The sequence below is a fragment of the Paracoccus liaowanqingii genome, assembly GCF_004683865.2.
Classification (GTDB): Bacteria; Pseudomonadota; Alphaproteobacteria; order Rhodobacterales; family Rhodobacteraceae; genus Paracoccus; species Paracoccus liaowanqingii.
The window spans coordinates 3194010-3207228 of record NZ_CP038439.1 but is presented as its reverse complement, the minus strand read 5'-3'; the positions used below and the strand labels follow the sequence as shown (position 1 = coordinate 3207228).

Below are 13219 nucleotides of genomic sequence, written 5' to 3'. Positions count from 1 at the left end.
CCTGCCATGGGCCATCGCGGCAGGGGTCACTGTGACTGTCGTATCTCTGGGTTGCCCAAAGCCTATGGGATCATTGCAGGAGCGCTCATGGGGCTGGCAGCCTGCGCCCTTCTGCGTCGCAGGAAAGCAGTCCTTGGATGAGCGTAACGTCTCGGGCCGTGATCGTTCTGTTGACCGTCACGGCATTCTCCATCCGTGTCGCAGGACCTGTTGCAGGGGGCCGCATTCGGGCATCACGACAGACCTGGATGCTGGATGACCTGCCCGGGCTGATCGGGGTCAGCTTGGTCGCATCCTCACTGGGTGGACAATCATCCTCCACCCGGATTGCCGCCGGGTTGGCGCTTGGTGCCGCCGTCATGACGAACCACGTTATCGCGACCATGGCGGTGGGATTGGGCATCACTGCCACCGTTGCGGTCGAACTTGAGCGGGATCGTGTCGACCAGATCGACGCCTTCAAGCGCAAGGCACGGGAGGATCCGGCAGGTCACTCACTTCTATTGCATTGCCGGGGATGCCGACTTCATCCTCATCGTGATGGCGCAGGATATTGGGGACTACGAGGCGTTCACCCACCGTTTCTTCTTCGCCGACAAGAACGTCCGGAAGTTTCGATCGTCCATCGTGGTCTCGACGGAGAAGGCCACGTCGGAGCTGCCGATCTGACGACATTGCAGCTCAGGTCCGGAGTATGCCTGGTCTTTATCATTTTCCCAGTGGCGGCACGTGCAGATTTCGTGAACGAAAGCTTGGGCCCGCATGGCGGCCGATCGGCGACGGCGTCTTGAGGTCTGCGATGCGGGACGAACCAAGCTGGAACTCGACCTGCCGAGATGGCTGTTCGGGCAAGTCCAATGACGCGCTGCCCGGCGCCGAGAAACTCAGAAACGGTGGCAGAGCCGACGAAGCCAGTTGCCCCAGTGACGCAAGTTTGTATTCTGGCGTCGTCCTTTCTTCAAAAGCGGGATGCCAAGACTGGTCAGCATCACCATGCGACCGGGCCGTCCTCGTCGGAAAAGCTGCCCGTCGGGCCAGCGTCGCCGATCAGTGCCAGTCGCACCGGTTCGCGGGCACCCTCCTGCAGGCTTCGCGTCCCGTTGAAGTTGTTGAGTGCTGTGGAGGTGAAACCGGGACAGGCGGCATTGACCTTGATCCGCGTGTCCTCAAGCGCCAGCGCAAAGGCCAGCATCACGGCATGGACGGCGGTCTTGGACACGGAGTAGGTGCCGAACATCCTGCGGTGATCGTTGGTCGGATCCGAGTTCAGGCTCAGGGATGCGCCCGAGCTGCCGGTGATCACGATGCGGCCCGCAGGCGCCTCGCGCAGAAGCGGCAGCATCGCCTGCGTCACGGCGATCACGCCGAACACGTTGGTCTCGAACACCCGCCGGACATCCGCGATCGGGGCTTCGGTCAGCAGGCTGGTCCTGACAGCAACGCCGAAGGGCTGGTCCGGCTGCGCGCGCGAAATGCCGGCATTGTTCATCAAGACATCAAGCCGGCCGAATTCGCGGCGGATACGCTCTGCCGCGGCATCAATCGAGGCCTGATCGGTCACGTTGATCCGGATGGCATGCGCGCGATCCCCGATCTGATTTGCGGCGGCCTCGCCCTTGGCCAGATCGCGCGCCCCAACCAGCACGGTCAGGCCCTGTGCGGCCAGGTCCCGGGCGATCTGAAAGCCGATCCCCTGATTTGCCCCGGTGACAAGGGCGACGCGGTTGTCGGTCATGGCGGAATTCCCTTTAGGATATGGTCAGCGGCTTCCGCACAAGATACATAGTAAGCGGAACACTCTTCCGTGTATACGGAACAACGTTCCGCTTAGCAAGAGGAGGTGCTGTGTCACAGCTGAAAAACCCCAAGCTCCGGCCGGACGATACCGGTGCAGCCCCGATGCGGGCGGACGCCAGGCGCAACGAAGGCAAGCTCATCGAGGCCGCACGGATCGTCTTTGCGAGGACCGGGGTCGACGCGCCGATGCGCGAGATCGCCGATGAGGCGGGCATGGGGGTGGGCACGATCTACCGCCGCTTTCCTCAACGCGCGGATCTGATCGCGGCGGTGTTCCGGCGCGAGGTCGACGCCTGTGCCGATGCCGCTCTTTCCCTCGCGCAGGATCATGCGCCTGCGGACGCTGTCGATCTGTGGATGCAGCGATATGTGGACTTCATCCTGGCCAAACGCGGCCTTGCCTCATCCCTTCATTCCGGGGGGCCGGCCTATGCGACTTTGCCCGCCTATTTCGACGCGCGCCTCGAGCCGGCTCTGACGTCTCTCCTTCACGCGGCGGCAGATGCCGGTGAACTGCGCGCGGATGTCGAACCCCGGGATCTGTTGCGCGCGGTTGCGGGCCTGTGCACGCCCTCCGGCCATTCCGATCCCGAGGTTGTCCGACGCTTGGTAAGACTGCTGATCGACGGACTGCGTTACGGCATGGCTGCAAACTCTGACGCGGAAGGTCCCGAAACTGGTTGAGAGGGTCGCTTTGGACCGCGATCCGACGTTCCTGCCGTTCGCTTCTGTCACGGCGACTTCATGCCAGCCGACCAAATCGCACTGAGCAGCACCGTCATTTGGTCTGTTCAGTCTGGCCTTGACCCAGACCACTGGCTGGGGTGCGATGAGCGTTCTGCCCGTTCCCGCGAGGCATGTTTCGAACGCGTTCGAAACACCCCTGTTCTTCGTTTTCCGCGGAACAGCGGTGATGTTCAGTGCAATGGTTGTCGCCGCCCTCGCGGCAGGGCGGCGGCTGGTGTCATCCAGCTTGAAGAGGTTGAAGCAGCTCGATCACGTTTCCCCAAGGATCCGCAATGAACGCGACACGCACCATCCATTCGTGATTGTCGGTGGGATCGAGGGTGATGCGGACGTCCCGGCCCCTGAGTTCGTCCACCGCCAGATCGACGTCGTCGACCCAGATCCCCAAGTGATGCCATCCGTTCAGCAGAAAGCTGTCGGATAGCTCGCCGTCACCGGGTCGTTCGACGGCACCATCGCCCGAAACCAATTCCAGTCGAAACGCTTCGCCGCTCTCCATCGCCATTTCTGTGAATGTCATGCCATTCAGATCAAAGGCACGAACCACCTGCATCCCCAGTTTGTCCCGATACCAGGCGATGCCAGATTCGCGATCCCTGATACGTAGGGCAACGTGTGCGACACGCGCCTTCGAGAGCGCGGAGGCCCGGATGGGTCCTGTTGCTGTGTTTGGCATGATAAATTCCTATTTCAGAGTGGTGGTGGTGTTGTCGCCGGCAAGACGCCGTCTCAGGATTTGCAGAAGATCGACGGCACCGATGATCGTCGAAACCTGCAGGTCAGCGGCAAGATTGTCTGCCCAAGCCTGCTGACGCGCCATTGCCTGTTCATACGCGCCCAGCCCCTGCCCGGTCATCGCAACGAGCTTTGCTCTGCTGTGGTGCGGGTTCGGGTCCAGCCTGACCAAACCACCCGCCTGCATGTCGTCCACCACCCGCTGCACGGCTTGACGCGTCAGTCCCATGTCGCGCGCGAGATGCGCGACCGGCAACGAAACAGGAGAGCGGGACATGGCCCCAAGCACCTGCCAGCGCGCACTCGTCAAGCCCAGGTCGCCGACCAGTGCGTCACCCGATTGGAGGAGGTCGCCGTTCAATCTGAAGATCTCCACGATGAGATCGGTCAACGCACTGCGAAGCTCGATTTCTTCAGGGCTGGAAGACGGGGGTTCGACGGGCATATCCCACACCGTTAATTATGACGTTGTATTGTCATTACGACAGCGTGCTGTCATCGTCAACATGTCGGTGGGCTTATGTGGAGACGTCAAACCTCAGTAGAGGCTCCTGGCGTTGATGTTGCCCTGCAGTCGTGCGGCAGCTTTGGGGTCTTCGTGTCGATGCTGCCACGCATTCTGAGCATCCACTTCCTGGGCAGACGAGGTCGCAGCGCCGACAGAGGACGTTTTTTGCCAAAAACCACAATCAGGGAGGCGAACCACCAAGGGGAACTGCAGGGACCATGTTCCGGACCTTATGATCAGCCCTTTGAAAAAGTAAAAAAAATGCGCGCGCAACATCACGTTGTCCCTCTCCCGCAGGAGCTTTGTCTACATCGGCAAAACACTGCGCGCGTCCGGGATCAAGAACAGAAGTTCCTTCCGAAAGCCCGGTAGCATCTGCGTCACGCGCGTCCGATCGGTGCCGGCCTTGGCCGGATCCAGCCTGCCCGAGGTTCGGCCCGCGAGAGGCAGGAAGGCGTCGACTCACATCGGCCCGTCATCCCCTTGTCGCGGCGCCTCCGGGCAAGGTTTTCCCTATCGTCGCAGCCAACCGACGATCAGGGCGTCAAGGTCGGAGACGGCGTGGTCTCGGCTCGTCTGGCCGCGGACCATCGCGTCCGAGAGGGCTTCGGCCGCGCCGATGATCCCGACGCAGCGACGGTGGACGGTCTCGTCCGGCAACTCGGTCAGCGGCGACAGAACGCGTCCGAAGAAGGCGACATGCCCCTCGATCATCCGGCGCTGATAGCCATCCATCTCCGCGCTGCCCCTGAGCGCCGCGCCGATGGCGTGCCATTCCGGTCCGATGGACGCGTGGCAGTCCATGTAGGCCTCGGCGAGAACGCGGGAGACCTGATCGAGCGCCTGCCCGGTGTCCTTGATCGCATCGGCCAGTGCCCTGGTCTGCCTGTCCATGATCTCGCCGTAGAGAGCGACCAGCAGACCGGACCGTGTCTCGAAATGATTGTAGGTGATCGGCTTGCTCACGCCGGCCTGGTCGGCCAGCGTCCCGAGCGTCAGGGCATCCGTTCCCTGCTGCCGCACGATCCGATGGGCCACGTCCAGCAGCTGCGCGCGACGATCCGCTTTGGGCATCTTTCCGGACAAACCTGTCTCCCTGCTTGACATTGGCGACCTGAGCCGCAATATTACCATAAGTAACTTACTTAGTGTAGCACGCAGCGGTCGTGACATCCACCGCATTCCGGCGCCCCCGGCTGCCAGACCGGCAGCCGCATCGCGGGGCGTCCCCCAAAGCCCGAAGGTCTTCACCCCGATGAATTTGACACGCAGAACGGCCCTCGCGGGCTTTGCCGCCGCCACGGTCCTGATGGCCGTCCCCGCCCTTGCCGACCTGCCAGGCATCGCTCCGACCATGCCGCCCGTCGAGATGGTCGGCACGAACGGCATCGAGCTTGCCGTCTACGAGGCCGGATCCGGGCCGGCGGTCGTGCTTCTGCACGGATTTCCGGGTCTGGCCTATACGTGGCGCCATCAGATCCCGGCCCTTGTCGATGCCGGCTATCGGGTCATCGTCCCCGACCTGCGCGGCTATGGGCTGAGCGACGCCCCGGAGAATGTCGAGGACTATGACATTGCCGATTTGACCGGTGACATTGCGGGCATGCTCGACGGCCTCGACGTCGATGAAGCCGTTTTCGTGGGGCATGACTGGGGCGGGTTGCTCGCCTGGCAGATGGCCCTGTTCCATGAAGAGCGGACCACGGGCGTCGTCTCGTTCAACACGCCGCATATCCCCCATTGGGGCCTTTGGCTGCACCCCGATCTTGTCGCGCCCGTGCTGGGTGACGGCGACGACTTCACCGCCGATCCGGGCCGCGATCCGATCGCCCAGATGCGCGAGGTCTATCGCCCCGGCATGTATGTGCTGATGTTCTAGGACGGCGACCTGGCCGACATCGCCATGAACAGCGACCCGGAGGGAACGCTGCGCGGGGCCCTGCGAAAGGACCTCGGGACCCCTGAGGACTGGGATCAGATGCCGGCCGAGTTGAAGAACATGGAATATTACGGTCAGCCAGCGCCCGCGCAATTCCCTGGACAGGATGTGCTGAGCGCCGGGGAACTGGACTTCTACGTCAGCCAGTACGCGCGCACCGGCTTCACGCCGGCCATCAACTGGTATCGCAACATCTCGCGCAACTGGCAGGCGGGGCTGGAGGTCGACCAGATGGTCCGCGTCCCCTCGCTGATGATCTCGGCGGAAAATGACGTGGTCCTGCGTCCAAGCATGACCGACGGCATGGATGCCCTCGTCCCGGATCTGGAAAGGCACGTCATCGTCGACACCTGGCACTGGACGCCCGAGGAAAAGCCCGAAGAGGCCAACCGGATCGTTCTCGACTGGCTGGACAGGACGTTCCCTCGCTGACGCCCTTGGCTGCGGCGACCGGCCCGACGCCTCAGCGCCCTCATGTCTGTCTGTCATGACTGGAGAATTCGAATGACTGGAAAGATCCTCTTTGTCGGCGGCACGGGTGTCGTCGGCGAACAGATGGTGCGTCACTTCCGTGACCGACATCCGGATATCCCCCTTCTCATCGGAGGACAAAACATCGACAAGGCCGCGGCCCTTGCCCGCGACGTGGGCCTGGCCGAAGCGGTTCAGGTCGACACGGCGCAGCCCCGGCTTGGGCTGGGTCGTGACGCGGATGTCGGTGCCGTGGTGATGGTCGTCCAAGACGCCGGCCTGCAGGGCCTCCGATACGCTCTTGATCTTGGACATCCCTATCTCAGCATCGGCAACTGGCTGGTCGAGGTCGGTGGGGAGATGGCGCATGTCATTCGCCGCCCAAGCGCCTCGCCGGTGGTGCTGTCCAGCCACTGGCACGCCGGACCCACGGTCTTCCTGGCCCTGGCGTCGATGACGGGTCTCGATGCCGTCCACTCGATCCATGTGTCCGCGATCGTGGACGACCTCGATCCGACCGGACCGGCCGCACTGGAGGACATGGATCTGGGCGGCGCCGGGGCGCTGGCCTTCCGCGAGGGTCGCCGGGTCTGGCTGACCGGGGCGGATGCCACGCGGGACATCACGGCGATCGATGGCCGCACGCTCTCGGCCGCGGCGTTTGCGCCCTATGACATCGTCAGTCTTCAGGCCGCATCGGGCGCGGCCGACATTCGCTTCGATCTGGCCAGCGGCATCTCCTCGAGCCGTCTGCGGGGCGGAACCGTCGGGACAGAGGTGATCCTGGACATTGCCGGGGAACGTGATGGCCGGAAGATCATGCGGCGCTCGACCCTGGAGTTCACGCGCGGACAGGCGTCCTTGACCGGCCTGAGCGCCACTCTCTCCCTGTCTGCGACACTCGGGCTGGCGGGGCGCCCGGCGTTTCCGGCCGGGCTCTATTTTCCCGAACAGCTCATGGAGCCCGATGGGTTCCTGGGCGCACTGGAACAGGCTGGTGCGACGATCACGATCGACCAGACCTGACGGTGCCTTTTCCGGCATTGCGTGGGTCACAGCATTGAAATCGCGCCATGCGATGCGAGAGCCGGGCTGGGCCGAGCAAAAGATCCGACCCCCTGTCCCCTCCCATCCGGGCAATCGACATCGGGCTGGCGCCTGCCGGATCAGACCGGGCTTTCGGCCCTCTCGTCCACCAGACCCGCGCGGATGCGCCGGGCATCGCGCAGGGGCGGGGCGCCGAAGGCCCGGGCGTAGTCGCGCGAGAATTGCGAGGCGCTTTCATAGCCCAGGCCGAAGGCCACCCCGGCCACATTGCCGGGCGAGGTGATCAGCCTGCTGCGGGCCTCGTAGAGACGGATGAGGGTGCGGTACTGCAAAGGCGACATGCCCGTCTCTGCCTTGAAACGACGGTGGAGGGTCGCGACGCTCATCCCCGAGGCCCGCGCCAGGTCCGACACGCGGATCTGCCCGGCATATCCCGCCCGGATCAGCGAGATGGCCGGTCCGATGCCGGTGCCATGCCCGATGCCGCCCGCGATCTTGCGCAAAATCGGGCCCTGGGGACCGCGCAGCAGGCGGAACAGGATCTCGCGCTGGATCAGCGGGCCGAGGACCGCGATCTCCTCCGGCCGATCGCGCAGCTGCAGGAGGCGGCGATAGGCATCTCGCAGCTCCGCATCCGCCGGATGCACGGCAAAGGCGCGGCCTGCGGAGGGCTCTGCCGTGGTTCCTGATCGCCCGACCAGATCGGCGATCAGGGCAGGATCGGGGCCAAGCTTCACCGCCAGATAGGGACGCGCGCGGGTGCAGCCGAGGATCTCGACCCGCATCGGCAGATCGACGGCCGCCACGTAGGTGTCCCCGCCGTGATAGTGCAAGACCTCGGCGCCGATCAGAAGGCGTTTCTGTCCCTGGAGGATCAGGCTGACCATCGGCTTGTGGACCTCGGGGGTCAGCTCGCCCGGGCTGGTGATCTTGAGAAGCTCCACCCCTGGAAGGGTCGTGCGCGTCACGCCCTCCGGAAGCGTATCCGCCAGCCGGGATGCGAGGTCGGGAAAGGGGTCGGTCATCGCGGGGATCGGTCCATGACCTGAAGATACACCGTCGTGAGAGGATCGGGCAAGATCCGGATCGCTTCGGGCATGGGTGATGCGCGCCGCATCCCCACATCCTGATCAGGCATCGGCACGGGACCCGACCCTCCTGCGGGCCCGTGCAGGACCTTGGTCATGAAGGAAAGCGCTGCGCATGAAGATCGAAGATTCCGTCATCCTGATCACCGGGGCCTCATCCGGGATCGGCATGGCCACCGCCATCGCCGCCGCACAGGCCGGCGCCCGCGTCGCCGTGCTGGCCCGCCGCGAGGACCGGCTGCGCGCCTTGGCGGATCGCCTTGGTCCAGATGCGCTGGTGCTTCCCTGCGACGTGACCATGGGCGCGCAGATCGAGGCCAGCATCGCGGCGGTCCTCCGGAGATTCGGACGCCTCGATGCGCTGGTGAACAATGCCGGCCGGGGTCTCTACGCGCCCGTCGACAGGATCGACATCGCGGCCTATCGCGCGGTTCTGGACCTGAACACCGTGGCCCCCCTGGCCATGATGCAGGCGGTGATCCCGCAGATGCGCCGTCAGGGCATGGGGGCCATCGTGAATGTCAGCTCCGGCGCCACCTTCGGGATCCTGCCCGGCGCGGGGGCCTATACCAGTTCGAAATTGGCGCTGAACATGCTGTCGGACGTGGCCCGGCTGGAACTGGCCGAGGCGGGCATATCCGTCTCGACGATCTATCCGTTCGTCACCGACACCGAGTTCTACGCTGCGGTGTCCGAGGGGCAGGACGCGGCCGCTGCCGAGATCAGGACCGTCGGCCCGGCGGCACATGCCCCCGACCGCGTGGCCGAGACGATCCTGGACCTGATCCGCAGCGGGGAACGCCAGGACGACCTGGTCCCGAAGGCCTATGGGGGAAGCCTTGAGATGTAGCCGATGGCCACCGGCACTGGGACAGATGTGAACGCTCGGACAAATCACCCATCCCGCCCGCGCTGCGTGGGCGGGATGTTCCTGTGCCATCGTCGGCTGGCGTCCAGGGCTGTGCGGGTTGCCTCACCGGCCTCAATTCGCCGAGGCCGTCGGGCGGATGGTGATTTCGGTCGTGTCCACACCCTCGGGCGCCTCGATCACCTGCCGCACCGCACGGGCGATATCGCCCGGCTGCAGCGCGATGGCGCGATAGGCGTCCATCACCGCCAGCGTCTCCTCATGCGTGATGGTCGCCGCCAGATCGCTGTCCACCACCCCGGGATTGACGCAGGTGACGCGGATCCGGCCGCTTTCCTGCCGCAGCCCGTCCGAGATCGCGCGCACCGCGAACTTGGTCGCGCAATAGACCGCCGCCGTGGGCACCACCTGCAACGCCCCGATCGAGCCGATGTTGATGATCTGTCCCGATCCCTGCCGGTCCATGACCGGCAGCACTGCGCCGATGCCCCACAGGACGCCCTTGATGTTGACGTCCACCATCCGCTCCCATTCGTCCAGCTTGCCTGCCGACAGGGGCGACAGCGGCATGATGCCGGCATTGTTGATCAGCACGTCGATCCGGCCCCAGAGGTCCAGCGCCGTCTGCGCAAAGCCCGCGACCGCCTGCCGGTCGGTGACGTCCAGCCGCCGCGCCTCGGCCACACCGCCGGCCGCGCGGATCGTGTCGACCACGGCCTCCAGCCGGTCCAGCCGACGCGCGCCCAGCAGGACCCTTGCCCCGGCCGCCGCAAGCTCGTGCGCGATGCCCTCGCCGATGCCGCCCGAGGCGCCGGTGATCAGAATGACCTTGTCCATCAGATGCTCCTTATCTGGGATGATCTGAAGGATGGACCGGAACGGCTGTCGCCGGTATTGCCGCAGAACTGCACTGGATGGTAAGCAAGGCTGGACAATGATCGACCTCAACCTTCTTCTTCTCTTCCGCGCCGTGGCCGAGGAGGCGAACTTCCGTGCGGCGGCGGACCGGTTGGGGGTCACCCGCTCGGCGGTCAGCCAGGGGATCCGGCGGTTGGAAGACAGCCTCGGCGTGGCGCTGCTCCTGCGCACCACACGCTCTGTCAGATTGACCGAGGCGGGCGTGGAGCTGCAGGCAGCGCTGGCCCGGCCGCTGACGGAGATCCTCGGCACGCTGGACAGCCTCGGCGCCGAGGATTGCCCTCGAGGGCTCTTGCGGATCGCCGCGACCTCGATCGCCGAGCCCTTCCTGTCGGGTCCGCTGATCGCCCGCTTTGCCGAGGCCCATCCCCGGATCACCCTGGACATCACGGTGACCGACGCCGAATTCGACATCGTCGCCGCCGGCTTCGATGCCGGCGTGCGCTTGGGAGAGGTGATCGAGCAGGACATGATCGCCGTCCCGGTCGGAGGTCCTCAGCGCGAGGCCGTGGTGGCCTCGCCCGCCTATCTTGCCGCGCAGGGCGTCCCGGACCACCCCCGCGATCTTGTCCATCACCGCTGCATCGGCTGGCGCCCGGCGCCCAACACCGCGCCCTACCGGTGGGAGTTCGCCGAAGACGGCCGTCCCTTCGACGTGGCCGTCGATCCGCAGATCTGCACCAACGACCTGCGCCTGATGATGCGCACGGCACTGAATGGCGGAGGGATCACCTTCGCCCCCCTCCAGACGTTGCAACCCCATCTCGACAGCGGCGAGCTGGTCTCGCTGCTGGAGGAGTTCCTGCCGTCCTTCCCGGGGTTCTATCTCTATTTTCCGCAGCGCCGGAACATGGCCCCCAAGCTTCGCGCGCTTGTGGCGCATGTTCGGGGATCAAGATGATGTCGCGGCCTGTCTCTGGGGGCTCGTGCCTGTTCGACCATGGTTTGCGCTCTGCTGCTGCCGAAGAAGCAGTTCGCCAGGGCGATCGATCGAGGGCCCTGCACACTCTTGAGTTCAGCCCGGCAAGGCGGGATACAGGCGGTACCTTCATTCAGCTATCGGGCAGGACGAGCATGGCATTTCGCGACGAGATTGCAGGGTTTTTTGAGGAATACGTCGATGCGTTCGCCCGCGACGACGCCGAGACGCTCAGCGGACTCTGGGATGAGGTCGGACTGTTCCCCTCGCCGACCGGCAACTTTGCCATGGAGCGGCCGGCGTTTCGCGATCACTGCGTGACACTCATGGACTTCTACCGCCGTCAGGGCATCGTGCGCCCCGAGGGAGAGCTGCTGTCCGCGACCGAACTCTTTCCGAATGTCGCGCAGGCCCGCATGGCCTATCGCATGTTCGGCAAGGGCGACGAACTTATCGCCGAGTGGGACCATGTCTATATCCTGCGCCGCAGCGACCGCTGGCGCGTGTCCCTCACCATCGCCGACGGCGAAATGGCCGCATGGGCCGCCAAGGGCGCACAACTCTGATCGGACGCTGGCGCACCATCCGGCGCGTATGACGCCGTCGATCCCGTGCTGGACGGTCGACAGGCGCATCACTCGGGCAGGTCCCGCGCTGTGAGCGTCCTGGCGCTGAACGCGCTCAGTATACCAGCCTGGGGAGGCAGCGTTCAGACCTGGGCCATACCGCCATCGGCAAAGATCTCGCTGCCGGTCATGACGCGGCTGTCGTCCGACGCAAGGAAGAGGGCGACCGCGGCGACATCCTCCGGTTCGGCGATCCGCCCTGCCGGAGTCTGGGCGAGCAGCGCCTCATACATCGTGCCGGCGCCGGCGGCGTCCGCGACGTTCTGCAGTCCGGGTGTTCTCGTGGCGCCCGGAGACAGGACGTTCACGCGGATGCCGGTCCCCTTCAGGTCCAAGGCCCAGCTTCGCGCCAGGTTGCGCACCGCCGCCTTGGTGGCGCTGTAGATGCTGAAGGCCGGGGTTCCCATCACGCCGGTGGTGGAACCGGTAAGGATGATCGAGCCACCCTCCTGCATCAGCGGCAAGGCCTTCTGGACCGTGAAGACGGTGCCCCTGACGTTGAGCCCGAAGGTCTGGTCGAAACCGGCCTCGGTGATCCGGCCGAGCGGTTCGAGGGCGCCCGTCCCGGCATTGGCGAAAAGGATGTCGATCCGGCCATGCCGCGTGCGGACCGTTTCGAACAGGTGATCCAGATCGGCGGCCTTCGTCACGTCCCCCTGAACGGCGGTCACATCGGGACCCAGTTCCGCCGTGGCCTGCTCCAGCTCTTCCCGCCGCCTGCCGGTGATGTACACGTGGGCGCCCTCGGCCGCGAAGCGCTTGGCTGCCGCCAGTCCGATCCCGCTGTTGGCGCCCGTGATGACGGCGATCTTGCCTTCAAGTCTACCCATGATGTCCCTCATCTGCGTTGGTCCAGAGAAACTGGCGGCTTGGCTTCCGATCTTCCAGTATGTACCTTTTGGTAAGTGCCCCGAAAGTGAGCGGTCGACGGATGACACACACCTTCACCTGCGGTCTCGATGCGGTCCTGTTCGTCATGGGTGGCAAATGGAAGCCGCTCATCGTCTATCACCTCGCCCACCGAACCCTGCGCTACGGCGAGCTGCGGCGCTCGGTCGGCAAGGTCAGCGACAAGGTTCTCGCGCAGCAGCTGAAGGACCTGGTCGCGGACGGGATCGTGGCGCGCCGTGACTTCGGGCAGATCCCGCCCCATGTCGAATATTCGCTCACGCCCTTCGGAAGCAGTCTTTCCCAAGCGCTTGCCCAGCTTTGCGCGTGGGGAACCCATCATTCGGCCGAACTGGAGGCCATCGCGGAGCGATCTGCGTCCGGGAACAAGGGCGAGCAGATGGGCCACAATGCAGGCCGGACGCCCGGCATCGTGACGACGACGCCAGTCAGGCATTGCCCGTGACCGATTGAAACCCATCTGATCGATCTTGGCCTTCCCGAGTCAGCCCATCGGCGGCATTGCATCAGACCGCTCGAAGGCAGCCTCGGCAAAGCAGAACCCTTCATCGTCCGCACGCATTGAATCAATTAAAGATCTCACCGGGCCAACGTAAGGCATCGCAACCATTGACGAAAACTCCATCCCTCCGGATCGACAAGCTTCT

At 64.8% G+C, this 13219-nt stretch carries 17 protein-coding genes and 1 pseudogene; 9 read left to right on the top strand and 9 right to left on the bottom strand.

The genetic code is table 11. The features are described 5' to 3' along the window. Positions 1 to 248: 248 nt before the first annotated feature. Complete coding sequence (locus tag E4191_RS24990) at positions 249 to 791, top strand: hypothetical protein (RefSeq protein ID WP_456320276.1); 543 nt, start codon at positions 249 to 251, stop codon at positions 789 to 791. 62 nt (positions 792 to 853) lie between these two features. On the opposite strand, the pseudogene E4191_RS24985 reads toward E4191_RS24990, so the two are convergent. Together E4191_RS24985 and E4191_RS15540 are read right to left on the bottom strand one after the other, a co-directional pair. Further along, a pseudogene (locus E4191_RS24985) lies at positions 854 to 940 on the bottom strand (NAD-dependent epimerase/dehydratase family protein); the annotation flags it as partial. A gap of 48 nt (positions 941 to 988) precedes the next feature. Further along, positions 989 to 1735: an SDR family NAD(P)-dependent oxidoreductase gene (locus E4191_RS15540; RefSeq protein WP_135314200.1), complete on the bottom strand. Its 747-nt coding sequence runs from the start codon at positions 1733 to 1735 to the stop codon at positions 989 to 991. A gap of 110 nt (positions 1736 to 1845) precedes the next feature. On the opposite strand from E4191_RS15540, the gene E4191_RS15535 reads away from it, so the two are divergent. Next, positions 1846 to 2481 (top strand): TetR/AcrR family transcriptional regulator, encoded by a 636-nt coding sequence (locus E4191_RS15535; RefSeq protein WP_228461395.1) that lies wholly within the window; start codon positions 1846 to 1848, stop codon positions 2479 to 2481. Positions 2482 to 2761: 280 nt separating this feature from the next. On the opposite strand, the gene E4191_RS15530 is transcribed toward E4191_RS15535, so the two are convergent. The 4 genes from E4191_RS15530 to E4191_RS15515 form a co-directional block, all read right to left on the bottom strand. After that, the gene (locus tag E4191_RS15530) at positions 2762 to 3220 is read right to left on the bottom strand and encodes a VOC family protein (protein ID WP_135314199.1); all 459 of its coding nucleotides are present in this window, start codon (positions 3218 to 3220) and stop codon (positions 2762 to 2764) included. Between the two features lie 9 nt (positions 3221 to 3229). Next, entirely contained in the window at positions 3230 to 3724 is a 495-nt protein-coding gene (locus E4191_RS15525) for a MarR family winged helix-turn-helix transcriptional regulator (protein WP_135314198.1), read from the bottom strand. Between the two features lie 93 nt (positions 3725 to 3817). Next, complete coding sequence (locus tag E4191_RS15520; protein ID WP_135314197.1) at positions 3818 to 4063, bottom strand: hypothetical protein; 246 nt, start codon at positions 4061 to 4063, stop codon at positions 3818 to 3820. Positions 4064 to 4300: 237 nt separating this feature from the next. After that, positions 4301 to 4861: a TetR/AcrR family transcriptional regulator gene (locus E4191_RS15515; RefSeq protein WP_228461393.1), complete on the bottom strand. Its 561-nt coding sequence runs from the start codon at positions 4859 to 4861 to the stop codon at positions 4301 to 4303. A 181-nt stretch (positions 4862 to 5042) separates the two neighbouring features. Between E4191_RS15515 and E4191_RS24225 the strand changes: the two genes are divergently transcribed. From E4191_RS24225 to E4191_RS15505, 3 genes are all read left to right on the top strand, one after another. Continuing rightward, complete coding sequence (locus tag E4191_RS24225) at positions 5043 to 5666, top strand: alpha/beta fold hydrolase (protein ID WP_228461391.1); 624 nt, start codon at positions 5043 to 5045, stop codon at positions 5664 to 5666. Between the two features lie 24 nt (positions 5667 to 5690). Further along, complete coding sequence (locus tag E4191_RS24220; RefSeq protein ID WP_228461389.1) at positions 5691 to 6158, top strand: alpha/beta fold hydrolase; 468 nt, start codon at positions 5691 to 5693, stop codon at positions 6156 to 6158. Between the two features lie 72 nt (positions 6159 to 6230). Continuing rightward, positions 6231 to 7223 carry a hypothetical protein gene (locus E4191_RS15505; RefSeq protein WP_228461387.1) on the top strand — a complete coding sequence of 331 codons (993 nt, stop codon included), beginning with the start codon at positions 6231 to 6233 and terminating at the stop codon, positions 7221 to 7223. A gap of 140 nt (positions 7224 to 7363) precedes the next feature. Here the strand turns inward: E4191_RS15505 and E4191_RS15500 are convergent, their stop codons facing one another. Beyond that, entirely contained in the window at positions 7364 to 8269 is a 906-nt protein-coding gene (locus E4191_RS15500) for an AraC family transcriptional regulator (protein WP_135314194.1), read from the bottom strand. Between the two features lie 178 nt (positions 8270 to 8447). Here E4191_RS15500 and E4191_RS15495 point away from each other — a divergent pair, with 178 nt between their 5' ends. Next, on the top strand, positions 8448 to 9182 hold the full coding sequence (locus E4191_RS15495; RefSeq protein ID WP_135314193.1) for an SDR family oxidoreductase: 735 nt from the start codon (positions 8448 to 8450) through the stop codon (positions 9180 to 9182). Between the two features lie 132 nt (positions 9183 to 9314). On the opposite strand, the gene E4191_RS15490 is transcribed toward E4191_RS15495, so the two are convergent. Further along, complete coding sequence (locus tag E4191_RS15490) at positions 9315 to 10037, bottom strand: SDR family oxidoreductase (RefSeq protein WP_135314192.1); 723 nt, start codon at positions 10035 to 10037, stop codon at positions 9315 to 9317. 97 nt (positions 10038 to 10134) lie between these two features. Here E4191_RS15490 and E4191_RS15485 point away from each other — a divergent pair, with 97 nt between their 5' ends. Together E4191_RS15485 and E4191_RS15480 are read left to right on the top strand one after the other, a co-directional pair. Next, positions 10135 to 11019, top strand: coding sequence for a LysR family transcriptional regulator (locus tag E4191_RS15485; RefSeq protein ID WP_135314191.1), 885 nt, complete (start codon positions 10135 to 10137; stop codon positions 11017 to 11019). 173 nt (positions 11020 to 11192) lie between these two features. After that, positions 11193 to 11603 carry a hypothetical protein gene (locus E4191_RS15480; RefSeq protein ID WP_135314190.1) on the top strand — a complete coding sequence of 137 codons (411 nt, stop codon included), beginning with the start codon at positions 11193 to 11195 and terminating at the stop codon, positions 11601 to 11603. 143 nt (positions 11604 to 11746) lie between these two features. Here E4191_RS15480 and E4191_RS15475 read toward each other — a convergent pair whose 3' ends face one another. Next, positions 11747 to 12493, bottom strand: coding sequence for an SDR family NAD(P)-dependent oxidoreductase (locus E4191_RS15475; RefSeq protein WP_135314525.1), 747 nt, complete (start codon positions 12491 to 12493; stop codon positions 11747 to 11749). 101 nt (positions 12494 to 12594) lie between these two features. On the opposite strand from E4191_RS15475, the gene E4191_RS15470 reads away from it, so the two are divergent. After that, positions 12595 to 13017, top strand: coding sequence for a winged helix-turn-helix transcriptional regulator (locus E4191_RS15470; RefSeq protein WP_135314189.1), 423 nt, complete (start codon positions 12595 to 12597; stop codon positions 13015 to 13017). Positions 13018 to 13219 lie beyond the last annotated feature (202 nt).

Coding starts and splice junctions, on each gene's coding strand:
- E4191_RS15530 (WP_135314199.1), bottom strand. CDS start 3,220: ATGCCAAACACAGCAACAGGACCCATCCGGGCCTCCGCGCTCTCGAAG.
- E4191_RS24220 (WP_228461389.1), top strand. CDS start 5,691: ATGAACAGCGACCCGGAGGGAACGCTGCGCGGGGCCCTGCGAAAGGAC.
- E4191_RS15540 (WP_135314200.1), bottom strand. CDS start 1,735: ATGACCGACAACCGCGTCGCCCTTGTCACCGGGGCAAATCAGGGGATC.
- E4191_RS15485 (WP_135314191.1), top strand. CDS start 10,135: ATGATCGACCTCAACCTTCTTCTTCTCTTCCGCGCCGTGGCCGAGGAG.
- E4191_RS15505 (WP_228461387.1), top strand. CDS start 6,231: ATGACTGGAAAGATCCTCTTTGTCGGCGGCACGGGTGTCGTCGGCGAA.
- E4191_RS15490 (WP_135314192.1), bottom strand. CDS start 10,037: ATGGACAAGGTCATTCTGATCACCGGCGCCTCGGGCGGCATCGGCGAG.
- E4191_RS15515 (WP_228461393.1), bottom strand. CDS start 4,861: ATGCCCAAAGCGGATCGTCGCGCGCAGCTGCTGGACGTGGCCCATCGG.
- E4191_RS24990 (WP_456320276.1), top strand. CDS start 249: ATGCTGGATGACCTGCCCGGGCTGATCGGGGTCAGCTTGGTCGCATCC.
- E4191_RS24225 (WP_228461391.1), top strand. CDS start 5,043: ATGAATTTGACACGCAGAACGGCCCTCGCGGGCTTTGCCGCCGCCACG.
- E4191_RS15500 (WP_135314194.1), bottom strand. CDS start 8,269: ATGACCGACCCCTTTCCCGACCTCGCATCCCGGCTGGCGGATACGCTT.
- E4191_RS15470 (WP_135314189.1), top strand. CDS start 12,595: ATGACACACACCTTCACCTGCGGTCTCGATGCGGTCCTGTTCGTCATG.
- E4191_RS15480 (WP_135314190.1), top strand. CDS start 11,193: ATGGCATTTCGCGACGAGATTGCAGGGTTTTTTGAGGAATACGTCGAT.
- E4191_RS15525 (WP_135314198.1), bottom strand. CDS start 3,724: ATGCCCGTCGAACCCCCGTCTTCCAGCCCTGAAGAAATCGAGCTTCGC.
- E4191_RS15475 (WP_135314525.1), bottom strand. CDS start 12,493: ATGGGTAGACTTGAAGGCAAGATCGCCGTCATCACGGGCGCCAACAGC.
- E4191_RS15495 (WP_135314193.1), top strand. CDS start 8,448: ATGAAGATCGAAGATTCCGTCATCCTGATCACCGGGGCCTCATCCGGG.
- E4191_RS15520 (WP_135314197.1), bottom strand. CDS start 4,063: ATGTTGCGCGCGCATTTTTTTTACTTTTTCAAAGGGCTGATCATAAGG.